13 protein-coding genes are annotated in these 16,896 nt (G+C 65.6%); 3 read left to right on the top strand and 10 right to left on the bottom strand.

The genetic code is table 11. The annotated features are described in order from the left end of the window. The 4 genes from B9N72_RS20135 to B9N72_RS20145 all read right to left on the bottom strand — a co-directional run. The coding region (locus tag B9N72_RS20135) for a helix-turn-helix domain-containing protein (RefSeq protein WP_143477892.1) at positions 1-265 on the bottom strand (265 nt) is incomplete at its 3' end. Beyond that, positions 247-987, bottom strand: coding sequence for a hypothetical protein (locus B9N72_RS21020; protein ID WP_143477893.1), 741 nt, complete (start codon positions 985-987; stop codon positions 247-249). The genes B9N72_RS20135 and B9N72_RS21020, both read right to left, overlap by 19 nt. 5 nt (positions 988-992) lie before the next feature. After that, positions 993-3,821 carry a type VI secretion system Vgr family protein gene (locus tag B9N72_RS20140; protein ID WP_085277954.1) on the bottom strand — a complete coding sequence of 943 codons (2,829 nt, stop codon included), beginning with the start codon at positions 3,819-3,821 and terminating at the stop codon, positions 993-995. A gap of 439 nt (positions 3,822-4,260) precedes the next feature. Next, positions 4,261-7,743: an indolepyruvate ferredoxin oxidoreductase family protein gene (locus tag B9N72_RS20145; protein WP_085277955.1), complete on the bottom strand. Its 3,483-nt coding sequence runs from the start codon at positions 7,741-7,743 to the stop codon at positions 4,261-4,263. Between the two features lie 473 nt (positions 7,744-8,216). Between B9N72_RS20145 and rarD the strand changes: the two genes are divergently transcribed. Beyond that, positions 8,217-9,122 (top strand): EamA family transporter RarD, encoded by a 906-nt coding sequence (gene rarD, locus B9N72_RS20150; protein ID WP_085277956.1) that lies wholly within the window; start codon positions 8,217-8,219, stop codon positions 9,120-9,122. Between the two features lie 267 nt (positions 9,123-9,389). Here the strand turns inward: rarD and B9N72_RS20155 are convergent, their stop codons facing one another. Further along, positions 9,390-10,181: an inositol monophosphatase family protein gene (locus B9N72_RS20155; RefSeq protein WP_085277957.1), complete on the bottom strand. Its 792-nt coding sequence runs from the start codon at positions 10,179-10,181 to the stop codon at positions 9,390-9,392. 373 nt (positions 10,182-10,554) lie between these two features. On the opposite strand from B9N72_RS20155, the gene B9N72_RS20160 reads away from it, so the two are divergent. Both B9N72_RS20160 and B9N72_RS20165 read left to right on the top strand, forming a co-directional pair. Next, on the top strand, positions 10,555-11,283 hold the full coding sequence (locus B9N72_RS20160) for a 16S rRNA (uracil(1498)-N(3))-methyltransferase (protein ID WP_085277958.1): 729 nt from the start codon (positions 10,555-10,557) through the stop codon (positions 11,281-11,283). A gap of 60 nt (positions 11,284-11,343) precedes the next feature. Further along, positions 11,344-12,042 (top strand): CHASE domain-containing protein, encoded by a 699-nt coding sequence (locus B9N72_RS20165; protein WP_234986078.1) that lies wholly within the window; start codon positions 11,344-11,346, stop codon positions 12,040-12,042. Between the two features lie 74 nt (positions 12,043-12,116). Here the strand turns inward: B9N72_RS20165 and B9N72_RS20170 are convergent, their stop codons facing one another. The 5 genes from B9N72_RS20170 to B9N72_RS20190 all read right to left on the bottom strand — a co-directional run. Then, the gene (locus tag B9N72_RS20170) at positions 12,117-13,055 is read right to left on the bottom strand and encodes a hypothetical protein (protein WP_085277959.1); all 939 of its coding nucleotides are present in this window, start codon (positions 13,053-13,055) and stop codon (positions 12,117-12,119) included. Further along, entirely contained in the window at positions 13,052-14,389 is a 1,338-nt protein-coding gene (locus B9N72_RS20175) for a glycosyltransferase family 2 protein (protein WP_085277960.1), read from the bottom strand. Before B9N72_RS20175 ends, B9N72_RS20170 begins: the two co-directional genes overlap by 4 nt. A 233-nt stretch (positions 14,390-14,622) precedes the next feature. Next, on the bottom strand, positions 14,623-15,174 hold the full coding sequence (locus tag B9N72_RS20180) for a hypothetical protein (RefSeq protein ID WP_085277961.1): 552 nt from the start codon (positions 15,172-15,174) through the stop codon (positions 14,623-14,625). A 75-nt stretch (positions 15,175-15,249) separates the two neighbouring features. Next, a complete protein-coding gene (locus B9N72_RS20185) occupies positions 15,250-16,104 on the bottom strand; it encodes a D-hexose-6-phosphate mutarotase (protein ID WP_085277962.1) in 855 nt (284 codons plus the stop codon). Positions 16,105-16,280: 176 nt separating this feature from the next. Continuing rightward, on the bottom strand, positions 16,281-16,896 hold a 616-nt coding region (locus B9N72_RS20190), incomplete at its 5' end, for an ATP-binding cassette domain-containing protein (protein WP_085277963.1).

The raw sequence follows: 16,896 nt of genomic DNA on the forward strand, positions 1-16,896 counted from the left end.
GGTCCTCGGTCAGTTTGGCTGGCCGTCCACCGGCACGAGCATTCAGGATGCCGACTAGACCGTGGCGTTCCCAGTTGTGAATCCATGTTCTGATGCTCTCGCCGCTGATTCGCAACACGGCGGCAACGGTGGCAATGTCCTGACCTTGGTTGACAGCAATCAACGCCTTGCCGCGCAAGCGGAAATATTCCTTGGGGTGTGCTTTGGCTAATTGTTCAAGAGTGCAGACTTCAGCTTCATTCAAGGTCAATGTGAGTTTACGCATCGTCGAACCGGCATCAGGGAGATACGCAAACAGAAGCAAAAATCATTCCAACTTAGTTGTGCGGCACTACTTAGTATCTGATGCTCCATGAATTTTTCATGTTTGATAGCCTTGATGATTGCCGCTATAGGCTTGGATTCTTGTTTTCCCTTCTTTGAGTTCGTTGTTTTATTGAATCTTTTAGAGTCTCGTATTAAATCTTTCAAAGCAATGCCAGTTAATTTTTTTCCTCCGGTTGCTTCTTTATCACAATAATGCATCTTGCTATGATCAACGCCCTTCCCTTCAACGGTCCAGCCGCAATTTTCAAAAAGAGCTTTATATAGTTCAGGTTGTTCATCTCGAAATTCTGCAACCTGTGCGGGAAACTCCCCACTACCTGTAGTTGTGATTGTTTTTTGCATTGCCCCCGCCGTTAGCGTTTGATCGTCATAGGACTGAACGGAATCCATATTCCCCTCGTTTGCAGACATTGTAATTATTATTCTTTTCTCCACTTCAGTAACAGCCCCATTTTTTATCATGTCAGCCCAGCCATGAAATTGATCTATAGAAATCTCGCCATCATAAACTGGCCCATAGACTGTGCCATACCTTCTGCATGATATGATTTCGCCATAATCACACCCGCAATCATGACTCACAGGCACAACAACAGTTGACTTAGTAAGGTTTTCTTTGTTTGTCTTGATGTTTTCTTTGGCCAGCTTGATAGTTGTCATAATAATTAATCCCGAACAATAGCTTTAATAATCTTCAGCGGCTTGGCCGTGTTGATGCGTTCCGTCTGACCTTCACCGTTTGTAATGCCCTTGAATATCCAACCATTTTCCATATGGATTTCATACCGTTTACCTGCCAAGGGCTTCTTTGTCACCTCATCGACAAACGTCAAGCTTTCATCATGTTCGGGAAAAATAGGCAATCCAACAGGTGTCGTAAGGTGAGTAGGTCCGCTCAAGCTATGGTTGGCGCCCTTGACGCTGACTTCGCCCGGGCAATGCACTTCGATGTTGCCGCCGGCAATGCGGATGTAGCCGCCGCCGCTAGTGAGCAGGATGTCCTGCTGGGCGCTGATCACCACCTTGCCCTTGCAGGAGGTGATGGCCACGTCCTTGTCCGCCGTCAGCTCCATGGCATCGCTCTGCGCCTGGACCTGCACTTTGCCCTTGGCTGCGATCAGCTTGAGGCTGACCTTATCCTTCACCCCAGCCACGAACAGACTGATGTGCTGGCCGACGTTGTGCAGCCAGCGTCGGCCCGAGGTCTGGTTGAGGTCGCGCTGCGCCACCTGGTCGATATTGCTGCCGGCGGCCAAGGTGAGGCTGTTGTCGGTGGTCGCCGCGAGGCCGGCGGGGGCTGTCAGGATCATCAGCGGTTGTTGGCCGGCCTGAGCCAATCCCTCACCGTTGGGGACAGTTTTGCCATCCTTATTGGTGTTGGTTCCGGCTTCCCACGCCTTCAGGGCCTCGACGTGGTGTTGCAGGTGGCCATCGGTCTTCTTCGCTCCCTTGCTGTTGTCGGGCTTGATTTCTTCCGGCCCGGTTTCGACGCTGTCGGCCAGCCGCGCGGCGGCGGTCTCGCCGAGGGATTGGCTGAGTGCCAGGGCGGCATCGAGCTGGCTTTGCGCGCCGTCGCGAGCCAGTTGTTTGCCCGCCACGCCTTGCTGCGCTTCGGTACTCAGCAGCAGGCCGTGGCCGGCGCGGACCGCGCCGTGACGGTCGGTCCTGAGTTCGAAGCCGTCGCCGCGCGGCGTGGCTTTGCCGTCGGTACGCGGGTGAGTGAGGTAACCCTGGTTGAGCTGGGTGGCGCCATGTTCGGACGAGAGCTTGGCGCGCACTTCGCCGGGGGTGTCGTCGAACAGCAGTTCGTTGTACTGCCCGCCGTGGTGTTCCTTGCTTTTGATACCGGACAGGGTCTTGTTGGCCGGCAGGCTGCCCGCACCGCTGAAGGCGGGCGGCGGATGGCTGCCGTTGTACAGGACTCCCATAATGACGGGCCGGTCGATGTCGCCGTCGAGGAAGTCGACCCGCACTTCCTGCCCGATGCGCGGAATGAACTGGTGGCCCCAGCCGGCCCCGGCCGAAGGCATGGCCACGCGCAGCCAGCAGCTTGAGGTGTCGTCGAGGTTGGCGCCGATCGTCGGATGTTCGTCGGGACGCTGCCAGTGGAACTGCACCTTGATGCGGCCATGCTGATCCGTGTGGATCTCTTCACCCGCTGGGCCGACCACAGTAGCGGTCTGGGCGCCACGGGCGGTGGGTTTGGCCAGCGCGGTGCCGGCGTAGGCCGGGGTGAGCGGCAGGCCGCGGCGCTGGGCGCTGAAGGTGATGTGGTACGGAACGTCGCTTGCCGACGTGTCGGCCTCCGCGCCGGCCGTCAACGTTGGCCGAAGGCTGGCCGGCAGCGCCCGTGCCAGCTCGGTTGGCAGGTTGTTGCGTGCCTGGAAGGTTTGGCGCGTGACGACGAATTCGCGCTGCTCGGGAGCCTCCCCCTCGTGCGCCGGGTGGTCGTCGAGCCGGAACCACTGCCCGGCGGTCAGCCCACGTACGCTCCCACTGCCGTCGAAGCGCTTGGCTTGCGCATCGTGCGCCTGCTGGCGCAGCCGGGCGTAGTGGGCGAGCTGGTCGGCGTCGCCGGCGTAGTACGGGCCGGGAGCGTCGTAGTCCTGCAGGCTGCTTTGCAACCGGGCGCCGGCGGTGCCTTGATCGACGGCACTGGTATCCCCACTGTGGCCGGTGGCAACCGGCTGGTAGTCGAAGCTGGCCAGCGCCACGCTGCCGCTGACGATCTGGCGGCTGCTGTCCCAGCGGGTGAGACCGTCTTCGGCTTCGGTGGCATCGCGGCGGTGGAAGCGGACCCGTTCCACCCCGGCGGGTGGCGGGGAATAGGGATCGTCGAACGCCACCAGTGTCACCTGGGGCGTATTTCCTCGCGACGCTTCGCTACCGCGCTCGGTTGCTCCCTCTCCATGTTCGAAGCGCCACGCCAGCCCCTCCTCGTGCAGCAGACGCACGATGAAATCAAAGTCGGATTCGCGGTATTGCAGGCAGTAGCTGCGCGACGGCAGTTCGCCTGCGAGCGCGAAGTCGAGGCTCTGCAAGGCGGCGAACACCGGGTTGGCGGCGGCGTGTTCGGCGAACACCTGGCGCACGATGTCGGGCACCGACAAGTCCTGAAACACCCGCGACGTCTTGCGCAGACGCAGTAGCGCGAACGGCGGCTCGACGGTGAGCGCGTACTTGGAGAAGCCGCCATCGCTACCCACCGCCTCGGCGGCGCTGACCACGCCGCAGCGCACCTGCTCGGTGCCGTCCGCCCCCGCGATGCCGAGCCGTACCGGCACGCCGAGCAGGCTCTTGAGTTCGAGGCCGGTATCGGGCGACAGGCACTCGACACGGTAGCGGTAGCTGTCGGACACCGCCTCGTCGCCGTGCACGGCGAGCGGCAGCAGCGTCTCGCTCCAGCGCTCTCCGTTGCCCAGTTGCAGGCTGACGAGGCGCTGGTCCTGGGTAAAGGCGGTGGCGAAGCTGGCGAGGAGTGAGTGAAAGGTCATGGGAGTCTGACTATATGGATAGTGCCGGGCAGCAAAATATGACAAAAGCGAGTGGCGGCATTGTCTTGCATGGTTATGCTGATGGCAATATGTGGCGGTAGGGGGCAACGAAGGCGGGCCTGGGTGGTTGCTATTCCGACGTTGGCAGGGGCAGGAGGTGTTGGGCCTTGGATAAGTGGGATAAGGGAGGGTAAATGGCGCCTTCTTCGAGACGGAGCCGTTGGTGCATTTGGTGAGGGGACAACGGCTTCCATGGCAAGTGGAGGGTCAGATGCTTCCTCCATTGCCTGCCGGAGTATCAGACAAAAAAAGGCGCGGAACCGGTCCGCGCCTGTAACACTCCTCGAACAACTCCTTGTGAGCCTTGCCTGGCACCTGTTTCAGTGGGCGGCGCTGCTGGCGCTCAAGATGCGCAGGCACAGCCGCCCCATGGAACCGGTCAGGCGGCCACCACGCCCTTGACGGCCTTCTCCTTGCCGGCGAAGGCGGCCAGCAGTTCCTGCTGCTTCTGCTGCGCCAAGGCGTAACTGCGGTCCTTGATCGGGCCGAAGCCGCGGATGCCTTCGGCCAACTTGGCCAGTTCCACCGCGCTGGCGAGGTTGTCGGCCTTGAGCCCGGCGAGCAGGCTGTCGACCAGCGTTTCGAACTCGCCGATCAGGCGGCGTTCCAGCTTGCGGTCGGGCTGCCAGCCGAAGACGTCGAGCGGGGTGCCGCGCAGGAAGCGCAGCTTGGCCAGCACCTTCATCGCCGGCAGCATCCACGGCCCGAAGCTGACTTTCTTCGCCTTGCCGCCGGTCATCCAACTGGCACCCAGCTGGAAGTGCAGCGTGTAGTTGCCTTCGAAGGTGCCGTCCAGCGTGCGCAGGAATTCGCCGTCGCTGTAGAGCCGCGCCACTTCGTACTCGTCCTTGTAGGCCAGCACGTGGTAGTAGCTGCGCGCCACCGCCAGGGTGAGTGCCTGGCTGCCCGGCTTGACGCCGTCTTCGGCCGCCTTCACGCGTTGCACCAGTGCCTTGTAGCGTTCGGCCAGGCCGGCGTTCTGGTAGGCGGTGAGCAGCTGGGCGCGGTGGTGCAGCACGGCGTCCGGTGTTTCACGTGGAACAAATTGCACCACGGCGTTGGGGCTGACCAGCGCCTCGACGCGCGCCGGGTCGTGCGCGGCGTGGCGGCCCCAGAAGAAGGCCTGCTGGTTGAAGGTCACCGCGGCGCCGTTGAGGCGGATCGCTTCCATGATCGCTTCCTCGCTCACCGGCACCAGCCCCTTCTGCCAGGCGTAGCCGAGCATGAACATATTGCTGGCGATGGCGTCGCCGAGCAGGGAGGTGGCCAGACGGGTGGCGTTGACCTCGGAGTAATGGCCGGCACCAACCGATTCGATGATGGCGTCCTTCATGCTGCGCGCCGGGAAGCGCTGGTCCGGGTTCTTCAGGAAGGCGCTGGTGGGCGACTCGAAGCTGTTGATGATGGCGTGGCTGAAGCCCTCGCGCATCTTGGCCAGCGCTTCCTCGGCGGCGGTGACCACCAGATCGCAGCCGAGGATCAGGTTGGCGTCGCCGGCGGCGATGCGCACCGCGTGCAGTTGTTCCTTGTTGTCGGCGATGCGCACGTGCGACCACACCGAGCCGCCTTTCTGCGCCAAGCCGGCCATGTCGAGCACGGTAACACCCTTGCCATCGAGGTAGGCCGCCATGCCCAGCACCTGGCCGATGGTGACCACGCCGGTGCCGCCGACGCCGGTGACCATGATGCCGAACGGGTGGTGCGCCGACGGCACCAGCGGGGCGGGCAGCGGCGGCAGGCTGCCGAGGTTGGCCGCCGTCGCCGCGGGCTTGTGCAGCTTGCCGCCTTCGACGGTGACGAAGCTCGGACAGAAGCCTTCCAGGCAGGAGTAGTCCTTGTTGCAGCTACTCTGGTCGATCTTGCGCTTGCGTCCCAGCGGCGTTTCCACCGGCATCACCGACAGGCAGCCGGACTTCACGCTGCAGTCGCCGCAGCCTTCGCACACGCGTTCGTTGATGAACACGCGTTTGGCCGGGTCGGGGTAGTCGCCGCGCTTGCGGCGGCGGCGCTTCTCGGCGGCGCAGGTCTGGTCGTGGATCAGGATGGTGGTGCCTTCGGTCTCGCGCAGTTCCTGCTGCAGACGGTCGAGCTCGCGGCGGTGGAACACCTCGACGCCTTCGGCCAAGCCTTTCACGCCGTGGTACTTCTCCGGCTCGTCGCTGGTGATGACGATGCGCTTGACGCCCTCGGCGGCGAGCTGGCGCGTGATCATCGGCACGTTGAGTGGGCCGTCGACGTGCTGGCCGCCGGTCATCGCCACGGCGTCGTTATAGAGAATCTTGTAGGTGATGTTGACCTTGCCGGCGATGGCGGCGCGGATCGCCAGGAGCCCGGAGTGGAAGTAAGTGCCGTCGCCCAGGTTGGCGAACACGTGCCGGGTATTGGTGAACGGCGCCTGACCGAGCCAGGCCACGCCTTCGCCGCCCATCTGGCTGAAGGTCTTGGTGTGCGGCTCGATCCAGGTGGCCATGTAGTGACAGCCGATGCCGGCCAGCGCGCGGCTGCCGTCGGGCACCTTGGTGCTGGTATTGTGCGGACAGCCGGAGCAGTAGTGCGGCACGCGCGGCAGCGCCTCGCGCGGCTGCACCAGCTGCGCTTCCTTGTCGTCGTAGAACTTGAGGCGGTCGTGGATTACCGGGCTGTCGAAGATCAGCGCCAGGCGGCTGGCGATGGCGCGCGCGATCATGGCCGGGGTCAGCTCGCCCGCCGCCGGCAGCAGCCAGTCGCCGTGCGGCAGCGCCCATTCGCCCTTCTCGGCGAACTTGCCGACCACGCGCGGACGCACGTCGTCGCGCCAGTTGTAGAGCTGTTCCTTGAGCTGGTATTCGATGATCTGGCGTTTTTCTTCCACCACCAGGATTTCGTCCAGGCCTTCGGCGAAGTGGCGCACGCCTTCCGGCTCGAGCGGCCAGGTCATGCCGACCTTGAAGATGCGCAGGCCGATTTCCGCCGCCAGCGCCTGGTCGATGCCGAGGTCGTCGAGCGCCTGCATCACGTCGAGGTAGCTCTTGCCGGTGGTGATGATGCCGAGCCGCGGCTGCGGCGAATCGAGCACGATCTTGTTGAGATTGTTGGCGCGGGCGTAGGCCAGGGCGGCGTACAGGCGATGGTGCAGCACGCGCTTTTCCTGCGCCAGCGGGGTGTCCGGCCAGCGGATGTTGAGGCCGTCCGCCGGCAGCGGGAAGTCTTCCGGGATCACCACGTTGATGCGCTCGGGCGAGACGTCGACGATGGCGGCGCTCTCCACGGTGTCGGTGATGGCCTTGATCGACACCCAGCAGCCGGAGTAGCGGCTCATCGCCCAGCCGTGCAGGCCGAAGTCGAGCACTTCCTGCACGCCGGAGGGGTTGAGCACCGGGATCATGCTGGCGGCGAGGATGTGGTCGGACTGGTGCGGGAAAGTGGATGACTTGGCGGCGTGGTCGTCGCCCGCCACCAGCAGCACCCCGCCGTGCGCGCTGGTGCCGGCCACGTTGCCGTGCTTGATGACGTCGCCGGAGCGGTCCACACCCGGCCCCTTGCCATACCACATGGCGTACACGCCGTCGTACTTTGCGCCGTCGAACAGGTTGACCTGCTGCGTGCCCCACACCGCGGTGGCGGCGAGGTCCTCGTTGATGCCGGGGTGGAACACCACGTTGTGTTCCTTGAGGTACGGCTCGGCCTTCTGCATCGACAGGTCGACGTTGCCGAGCGGCGAGCCGCGGTAGCCGGTGACGTAGCCGGCGGTGTTCAGCCCGGCGGCGCGGTCGCGCTCCTGTTGCATCATCGGCAGGCGCACCAGCGCCTGAATGCCGGTCATGAATACCTGCCCGGTGGCGGCGGTGTACTTTTCTTCCAGATCGACATGTCTGATCGACATGGGCTTCTCCTCCAGTGCTCGCTTGTGGCGTCAATGGCAACCCGCCTTGTGGGCGGGCCTTCTCCTATACGTTTTAGTGCATGGATGCCGTTTGGTAGTTTCAGCCGACTATAGGTAACGTTAACGTAAACGTCAAAGAGATTGACGGATCGGGCGGGGCGCCGTTGCGTCTGTGCCAGTGCAGCAACTGCTAAGAACCTGCTCACGATCAGTCGCGAGCAGCCCTCAGCGGGGTGAAGAGCCGCGCAGGAACCGGAATGTACTGGAGTACATGAGGATTCCGAGCAGCACATGAGCCCCGATCAGGGATGCGCAGCAAGATCGGGAACAGGTTCTAACGCGGGTGACGATTGTTCGGCCCCTTGAACAGTCTTGTCTGCCAGAGTCGATTGAAGGCGGAGCTGGCGGGCGTTAGGCTACAGGGATAAAAACGGCGTGTTGCGCCGATAACCCTCCCACATCGAGATTTTCCCATGTCTTCATCCCATGAAACCGGGCGCGGCGTGCTGTTCGTGTTCGGTGCCTTCCTCATCTGGGGGCTGTTCCCGCTCTACTGGAAGCCGCTGCACGACGTGCCGGCGCTGCAGATCCTGTGTCACCGCATCGCCTGGTCGGCGCTGTTCGTGGCGCTGCTGCTGCTGGTGCAGCGCCAGTGGGGCTGGCTCGTTCCGTTCGTGCGCGAGCCGAAAAGGCTCGGCATCTTTGCGCTGTCCTCGGCGCTGTTGTCGACCAACTGGCTGATCTACATCTGGGCGGTGAACGCCGACCGCGTGCTGGACGCCAGCCTGGGCTACTTCATCAACCCGCTGATCAACGTGCTGCTGGGGCGCTTGTTCCTCAGCGAGCGGCTGGCGCCGGTGCAAAAGGCGGCGGTGGGGCTGGCGGCGCTCGGCGTGCTGTGGCTGACCATCCTGGCCGGCACGCCGCCGTGGGTGGCGCTGGGCCTGGGGCTGTCGTTCGGCTGCTATGGCCTGTTGCGCAAGCAGGCGCCGCTGGCCTCGCTGCCGGGGCTGGCGCTGGAGACCTTCCTGATGCTGCCCTTGGCGCTGGGCGCGCTGCTGTGGTTCGAATGGCAGGGGCAGGGATTGTTCGGCCACGTCGACGGCCTGCACGACGCGATGCTGGCCGGGGCCGGGGTGGTGACGGCGATTCCGCTGCTGCTGTTCGCCGCCGGCGCACGCCGCCTCAAGCTGGCCACGGTGGGGGTGATCCAGTACACCAGTCCGATCATGCAGCTGTTGCTCGGCGCCTGGCTGTTCCACGAGCCGTTCGGCGCCGGACGGCTGGTCGGCTTCGGCTTCATCTGGGCCGGGTTGGCGTTGTATTCGGGCGCGGGGTTGCTGGATTATCTAAGAGCCCGCAGCGTGAAGCCCGCCTGAGAACCTGTGCACGATCTTGCTGCGCGCTCCTGATCGGGGCTCATGTGCACTGCGTGCGAATCTATTGATTCGCTCAGCGATCAGGAATCCTCATGTACTCCAGTACATTCCGGTTTCTGCGCTGCTCTTCACCCCGCTGAGGAGCGCTCGCGACAGATCGTGAGCAGGTTCTGGGATGGTTTCGGGATACAAGAAAGGTTGGCTTCGGCCAACCTTTTTTGTTTCTGGTGGGAGATGCGAAGGTGCAGCCGCCTACTTGGGATAGGCTTACTGGTTGGCGCGCACCCAGCGCAGCCACTGCGTGAACAGCCCCGGGTCGAGCGCGGCGATGGCGGAGCGGCTCCACGGCTGGTCCGCCCAGTAGTCGTCGGTGTTGAGCGTGGCGGCCTGCCCTCCGGCTTCTTCCAGGATCACCACGCCGGCGGCGTAATCCCACAGGCGCTGGCCGCCGTGCAGATACAGGTCGTAGCGGCCGGCGGCGAGAAAGCACCAGTCCAGCGTTGAGGAGCCCATGTTGCGCTGGCTGCCGCATGGCGCCAGGCTGTTGAGGCGTGCCGCCAGCTTGCCCGAGCGCAGGTACTTCACCTCGACCCCGGCGATGGCGTCGCCCATGCAGTTGGGGATCTTCTTCAGCGGCAGCGGAATGCCGTTCATGAAGGCGCCATGGCCGCGCCGGGCGTAGAACATCTCGTCGGACACCGGGTTGTAGATCACCCCGAGTTCGCTTTTGCCGTCCACCATCAGGGCCACCGAGATGGCGAAATACGGCAGGCCGTTGATGAAGTTGGTGGTGCCGTCGATCGGGTCGACCACCCACAGGCCGGCGCGGTGGGCCTGCCACAGCGCGTCCTGCTGGGCGTGGTCCATCTCCTCGCCCAGTACCGGATGCGGCAGGATGGTCGGCAGCAGCCGGACGAGCGCCTGCTGGCAGGCGAGATCGGCCTCGGTAAACAGCGTGCCGTCGACCTTGCGGCTGGAGCCCACGCGCAGGAAACGCGGCATCACTTCGGTCTGGGCGACTTCGCGCAAAACCCGTATTACCTGGTCAACCACCTGCATCCGTTTCTCCTTAGGATGAGCTGAGAGCGTGTGAATAAATCTACTGCGCGTCCCTGATCGGGGCTCATGCGCGGCTCTGCGCGTGCGGATCTGTCGCGGGGTCCACCTCTGCATGCCGATCCTTGATCTGCCCAGCGATAGATGGGCACGCGGCGATTCGCCCTGCCATGATCCTCGTGTACGTTGTGACCATGCCGGTTGCCGTGCGGTTCTTTGACGACGCCGCGGGCCGGGCGCGACGATTTCTTTCACACGCTACGCGTCCGTGCTGTGGCCGAGTGAGCCAGGGCCGGGCCGGCAACGGCAAGAGGAGTATTGTTGCAACCGCAGCAAACAAAGCAAAATACCGGTATCGCCAAGGACTTTCAAGACAATGCCACGCTTTTTTCTCGACGGGGAACTCGCCCCCGGCATGACCCTCGCCCTGCCTGACAGCGTGCTGCGCCACGTTCAGGTGCTGCGCCTCAACCCCGGTGACGCCATCACGCTGTTCAACGGCTGCGGCGGGGAATACCCCGCCACCCTGACCCAGGTGCTGAAGCGCGACGCCGAGTGCGTGCTGGGCGAGTTCGCCGACGTTTCGCGCGAGTCGCCGGTGTGGCTCGGGCTGGCGCAGGCCATCTCCGGCGGCGACAAGATGGAGTTCACGCTGCAGAAGGGCGTGGAAATGGGGGTCAGCGTGTTCCAGCCGCTGACCGCCGAGCGCTCGGTGGTGCGGCTCTCGGGCGAGCGCGCCGACAAGCGCGTGGCGCGCTGGCAGGAGATCGTCATCGCCGCCTGCGAACAGTGCGGCCGCAACAGCGTGCCCGAGGTGCGGCCGATCTTGACGCTGGCCGAGTGGCTGCGCGCACTGCCCGAGGCCGACGTCCGGCTGGTGTTGTCGCCGCTCGGCACGCAACGGCTGGCGGATATCGCCACGGCACCGGACTCGGCCTGGCTGATGGCCGGCCCCGAGGGCGGGTTGTCGGCGCGCGAGGAAGGCGCGGCGATCGAAGCCGGCTGGACCCCGCTCAAGCTCGGCCCGCGCATCCTGCGCACCGAGACCGCGGCGCTGGCGGCAGTGGCAGCGATCCAGACGGTGTGGGGCGACTACCGCGGCTGAGGCCGGGCGGCCCCGTTTCCGGACAAAAATCGGTCCCCTCCCGCACCGCTGGCGATTAAGATGAAGAGTATGCCAGTGGCCGGGGGCCATGACGCGCCGAAGCAGACTGTGTCAACGCCAGGGCGACCGTTGTTCCGCGCGCTGTCCTGGCTGATTCTCATCGTCGGTGTTGCGCTCACCGGCTTGCAGGCGGAGCACATGCGCACGCGCGAGGCGGCGCTGGCGCGGGCCAAGTTTGAGATTCGCGTCACCGAGCTGGTCAGTGGCTTCGAGCACCGCATGGTGGTGCAGGCGCAGATCCTGCGCGGCGTGGCCGGGCTGTTTGCCGCCAGCGCCGCGGTCGACCGCGACGAGTTCCGGCGCTACGTCCAGGGGCTCGAGCTGCCGCGCTACTACCCCGGCATCACCGGCATCGGCTACGTCGCCGCGATGCGCGCCCAGGGTTTTGCCGACTACGACATCCGCCCGCCCGGGCCGCGCGATCCCTACACCGCGGTGATCTACGTCGAACCCTTCGACTGGCGCAACCAGGGCGCACTGGGGTTCGACATGTCGCTGGAGCCGACGCGCTTCGCCGTCGCCCGCCGCGCCGCCGACGAGGGACGGCTGCTCATGACCGGCAAGCTCACCCTGTTGCAGGAAACCCGGCAGGATGCCCAGCCCGGCGTGCTGCTGTTCCAGCCGATGTACCGCGCCAAGACCGGCGCGGCGCCGCCGATTTGCAGCGCCGGCGAGCCGCTGGACCCGGCCGACGCCTGAGCGGCGCGGGGTATGGCCGGTGCCGCGATCAGGCGCTCAGGCCGGCACCGCGCTTCGGCCAACGTCGAAGTGGCTCAGAAGCGCGCGATCCATTCCCCTTGCAGGTAACGGTAGCGGTAATCCGGGCCATTGAACGCGGCGCTCTGGCTGTAGCCGCCGCGCAGCCGCAGCGACTGCTGGGCGCGCAGCGGGCTTTGCAGGCCGAGTTCGAGCAGGCGGGTGTTGCTGCGCGGGTCGTCGTTGACCTGCTGGCGGCCGAGCCCGGCGGTGAGCGTGCCGGTCCAGCCCTGCAGGCGTTTGCGCCAGCCCACGGCGAGCATCGACTCGTCGTAGTTCTTCGGGTTGAAGTAGGCGCCGTCGACGTCGTCGCTGCTGCTGTGGTAGGTGCGGTAGCGTGCCTGCAACGTGAGCCCGAGGTCGAGCCAGGGCTGGTAGATCAGCTTGAGGCGGCCGTGGCTGCGCTCGTTGCCGTCGGAGAAGTCCTGGCGCGCCGCCAGGCCCACCAGCGTCACGTGTTCTCCCAGGCCCTGGTCCAGGCTGGCGCCCCAGTAGTTGAAGTGCACGCCGCGGTCGAGCGAGTTCTGGGTTTCCACCCAGTCGCGGTTGACGAACAGCTCCAGCCCGGTGCGCGGTGCCAGGGCGCGGCGGTAGTTGCCGTCCAGCGTCAGCAGGTCGTGGCCGCCCTGGCGGAACAGGCCGGTGTCGATCTGCCAGCCGTTGGCGGTGGCCGGGTCGATCTGGCGGTGCAGCAGGGCGATCTGCTGGCCGTCGCGCTGCCAGTCGTTCTGGCTGTAGTGATGGTCGGTGTAGCGCACCCCGGTGAGGGCGTCGGCGTGCTGGTAGTCGGGCAGGTACTCCAGCGCCAGGCGGCGCGTGGTGAAGCCCTCGTTGTCGCGCGACAGGAAGAGCGCCGCGCCGGCGCCCTGGTCGTCGCTGGCGGGTTCGGCGGCCTGGCCGAGCGGGCTCGCGGCCAGCAGCAGGGCGAGCAGGGTGGGTTGCAGCAGCGTTTTCATTTGCCCTCCGGCTGTACTTTGACGGGTGCCATATCCTTGGTGCCCCAGTGCTTGCGGGCATTGAACAGTTCGGCGAGGTAGCCCAGCAGGCAGGCCGGCTGCAGCAGCAGGCTGTAGCACAGGGTGTAGATCAGGAAGCCTCGCGCATTGCGCCGCACCTTGAGGCCGTGCAGGTCGAACATTTTGCGTTCCACCGAGAACATGATGAAGTTCATCAGCATTGCCACCGGCAGCAGCGCCAGCGTCATCGGGCCGACGATCCAGTAGTGGCCGAACAGCGCCAGCACCAGCCCGGGGATGAAACCGATGGTGAAGGCGAGGTCGAGCCAGGGGAACAGCAGGTTCCAGTAGATGAAGAAGGTCGGCAGCTGCGGCTTCAGCAGCAGGCTGGGGTGCTGTTTGAAGGCTTCGACCATGCCGCGCGACCAGCGCTTGCGCTGGCGCAGGAACTGGCGCGCCGTGGTCGGGGCGTTGGTGAACAGGCAGGCGTCCTCGCTGTGGCCGACGCGGTGGCCGGCCTTGAGGATGGCCCAGGTCAGGACGATGTCCTCGCCGACGTTTTCCGGCCAGCCGCCCACCTGGATCAGCGTGGCGCGGTCGTACAGCGAGAAGGCGCCCTGCGCCACCAGCGTGCCCTGGTACAGCGACTGCACGCGCTTGATGGCGGCGATGCCGTGGAAGTAGTCCCACTCCTGGCAGCGCGTCACCCAGTTCTCGCGCGAATTGCGCACCAGCACCGTGCCCGCCACCGCGCGCGTGTTGGGCGGGTCCTGGCGGTAGCGCTCGACGATGGCGCACAGCGCATTGCGGTACAGGTAGGAGTCGGCGTCGACCGTCAGCACCAGCTCGTGACGCGCCTGGGCCAGCCCCAGGTTCAGCGCGTTGGCCTTGCCGCCGTTCTTTTCCAGGTGCAGCAGCTGCAGCCACGGGTAGCGCGGCAGGCAGCGGCGCACGATGGCGGCGGTGTCGTCCTGCGAGCCGTCGTTGATCACGATGACCTGCAGTTCGCCCGGGTAGTTCTGGCGCTCGATGCTGACCAGCGTCTCCTCGATCGAGGCGGCTTCGTTGTAGGCCGCGATCAGGATGCTCAGCGGCGGGTAGCTCTCCAGCGGCTGGCGACGCGGGCGTTTGTCGAGCGCCAGGCTGAGCAGCAGGAAGGCGTTCATGAAGCCCGGCAGGATGGCGATGCCGCCGATCAGGAACCATGCCAGGTAACGGCCGAGGTGAGTGCTCAGTTCGGCAAACCAGGGTTGTGCCAGCCAGGCGGACAACGCGGTCCAGACGACCGCACCGCTGGTGGCCAGGGCGAATTTGCTGCGTACGGAAAGATACATGGAAGGGATGTTCGGCTGGATTGACGACCGGCGGGCACGCTGGCCCGCCACCCGGACCCGCCGCCTGCCGTAGCCGGCGCGAGTCGCGCAGCCTGGCATGCTATGTTATATGAAAAATAACATCCAGTTTAAAATGCGTTTGCGCTAACCGGACGGCATGAATAGTGCGAAAGGTGTCGTTTTTTTGTTGCCGCAGGACGAGGCCGCTGCCGGCCGGCAGCGGCCGGGGAGCATCAGGCCAGGCGGTACACCAGCTTGCCTTCGAACAGCAGTTCGCTGTCGCTCAGGCACAGCTGGCCGGCCGGCGGCAGGGCGCGCTCGAACACGAAGTGACGGCCGTCGATGTCGAGCCAGGCGTTGATCGGCGTGCCGTCGAACTGGCCCAGCACGTCGGGGGAGCGGGTGATGACGGCGTTGTCGGGCAGGCGGATGCCGGCCGGCGGCGCTTCTTCCGGCACCGACCAGTCTTCCTGCAGCTGCGGCTCGGGCAGATTGCGCAGCGCCAGCTTGAGCCAGAGGCGGAACAGCCACAATGGCAGGCGCACGCGGTGCACGCGCTTGTCGTCGCTGATGACGCAGGCGACCGGGAAGCGGCGGTGGCATTCCGGGCACTCGGCCTCGGCCGCCAGCACGATCTTGTCGTGCAGCAGGCGGGCGATGCCTTCCATGTCGCGCGCCGTCACCATGCCGTGGCAGTGCGGGCAGGCCTTGGCGAAACGGCGGATGCGATTGCCGTTGGGAAAGGTCAGGGGCAGGAAGCGGGAAAGTTTCTGGGGCGTCGTCATGGGTCTCGGGGTCCGGCTCGGCCGCCGCGCTGGATGCGGCGGCAGCCGGCCATTATAGCGTGTGGCGGCGCGCTGTCAGCGGCTTGGCTGCGCCTGCAGGCGGGTGCGCAGGGTATGGCTTTCGCCCGGCGCCAGCCGGCGCGCGTCGCGTCCGGCGTTGGCGGTCTCGACGCACACGAAGTGGCGGTAGCCGTCGTCCGGCAAGTCGGCCAGTCGTGCCGACTTGGCGATCCACGGGTTCCACACCACGCTGCTGGCGGAGCCTGCGGTGCTGAGGGTGACGGTGCGTCCCCAGGCGGCGTCGTGCAGCGTGAGCGGGCCCTCGGGGTAGACGATGGCGTCGATCTCGCACTCGAAGCGCAGCGGCTCGTTGCCGAAGCGCGACAGCTGCCCCTGCAACTGGTCGAGGTAGCTGGCGCCGGCCAGACCGGTGAGGGTGGCGCCGTCGATGTCGCCCAGCGCCAGATAGCTGTGCAGCGCGGCGGAGAGCGTGGCCGGCGCGCTGCTGTGGTTGCGGGTGGTCAGCGCCAGCTCGACGGCGTCATCAAGGCGCAGCTCGAGGCTGGCCTCCAGCGCGCCGTGGCGCGGCCCGGCCAGCCGCACGCTGAAGCCGGCGGCGTCGCGCATCACCTGCTGCAACACCCACGGCTGCTGGCGCGCCACGCCGTGCGCCGGTGCGTTGGCGTCGTCGGGGTGGGCGCCGAACCACGGCCAGCACAGCGGAATGCCGCCGCGGATCGCCTTGCCGGGCTGGAACACGGCGGCGGGTGACAGGTACAGCAATGGCGGCTCGCCGTGGCGGGTGTAGTCGAGCAGCTGGCCGCCCAGCAGCGAGAGCCGAGCGTCGAAGCGGTCGTGGGCGAGGGTGAGCAGCGTGACGCCGGGAGCGAGCTCGCTCAGGGTGGCGCCGTCGGGCAGGGGCAGGGACATGGCGACTCCGGGGAAAAACGGGCGGCTACGATGGTAGCGCAGCGGCGGCGTAGCCGCAGCGCTACATCGTCCGCCGTCTCCCCGGGGTGGGTTTGGAACCTGTACACGATCTTTTTGCGGCGGTGGCCGAGCACCACCGGCTCCGCGCAGCCCGTAAAAAGATCGTGTGCCGGCGCTTACTTCAGGCTGCCGGCGAGGAACTGCTGGAGACGCTCGCTCTTGGGCTGGTTGAGTACCTCGCGCGGGTGCCCTTCCTCCTCCACCCGCCCCTGGTGCAGGAACATCACGTGGTTGGACACCTCGCGCGCGAAGCCCATCTCGTGCGTCACCACCAGCATGGTGCGGCCTTCTTCGGCCAACGTCTGCATCACCTTCAGCACCTCGCCCACCAGCTCCGGGTCGAGCGCCGAGGTCGGCTCGTCGAACAGCATCACCTCCGGCTCCATCGCCAGTGCGCGCGCGATCGCCACGCGCTGCTGCTGCCCGCCCGACATGTGCGACGGGTACTTGCCCTCGACGCTCTCGGGCAGCCCGACCTTGGCCAGGTACTTGCGCGCGCGCGCCTCGGCCTCGGCGCGGCTCACCCCGAGCACGTGCATCGGCGCCTCGATGATGTTCTCCAGCACCGTCATGTGGCCCCACAGGTTGAAGTGCTGGAACACCATGGCGAGCTTGGTGCGCATCTGCTGCAGCTGCTTGGCGTCGCTCACGCGCAGCGCCCCGGTCTTGTCCGGCGCGGTGCGGATCGCCTCGCCGTTGAGCGTGATGGCGCCGGCGCAGGGCTGCTCGAGG

The sequence above is a fragment of the Pseudogulbenkiania subflava DSM 22618 genome (genome assembly GCF_900177275.1).
Taxonomy (GTDB): domain Bacteria; phylum Pseudomonadota; class Gammaproteobacteria; order Burkholderiales; family Chromobacteriaceae; genus Pseudogulbenkiania; species Pseudogulbenkiania subflava.

Bases quoted from the DNA above. Each gene is read 5' to 3' on its own strand.
- B9N72_RS21020 (WP_143477893.1), bottom strand. From the start codon at position 987: ATGACAACTATCAAGCTGGCCAAAGAAAACATCAAGACAAACAAAGAA.
- B9N72_RS20140 (WP_085277954.1), bottom strand. From the start codon at position 3,821: ATGACCTTTCACTCACTCCTCGCCAGCTTCGCCACCGCCTTTACCCAG.
- B9N72_RS20145 (WP_085277955.1), bottom strand. From the start codon at position 7,743: ATGTCGATCAGACATGTCGATCTGGAAGAAAAGTACACCGCCGCCACC.
- rarD (WP_085277956.1), top strand. From the start codon at position 8,217: ATGTCTTCATCCCATGAAACCGGGCGCGGCGTGCTGTTCGTGTTCGGT.
- B9N72_RS20155 (WP_085277957.1), bottom strand. From the start codon at position 10,181: ATGCAGGTGGTTGACCAGGTAATACGGGTTTTGCGCGAAGTCGCCCAG.
- B9N72_RS20160 (WP_085277958.1), top strand. From the start codon at position 10,555: ATGCCACGCTTTTTTCTCGACGGGGAACTCGCCCCCGGCATGACCCTC.
- B9N72_RS20165 (WP_234986078.1), top strand. From the start codon at position 11,344: ATGAAGAGTATGCCAGTGGCCGGGGGCCATGACGCGCCGAAGCAGACT.
- B9N72_RS20170 (WP_085277959.1), bottom strand. From the start codon at position 13,055: ATGAAAACGCTGCTGCAACCCACCCTGCTCGCCCTGCTGCTGGCCGCG.
- B9N72_RS20175 (WP_085277960.1), bottom strand. From the start codon at position 14,389: ATGTATCTTTCCGTACGCAGCAAATTCGCCCTGGCCACCAGCGGTGCG.
- B9N72_RS20180 (WP_085277961.1), bottom strand. From the start codon at position 15,174: ATGACGACGCCCCAGAAACTTTCCCGCTTCCTGCCCCTGACCTTTCCC.
- B9N72_RS20185 (WP_085277962.1), bottom strand. From the start codon at position 16,104: ATGTCCCTGCCCCTGCCCGACGGCGCCACCCTGAGCGAGCTCGCTCCC.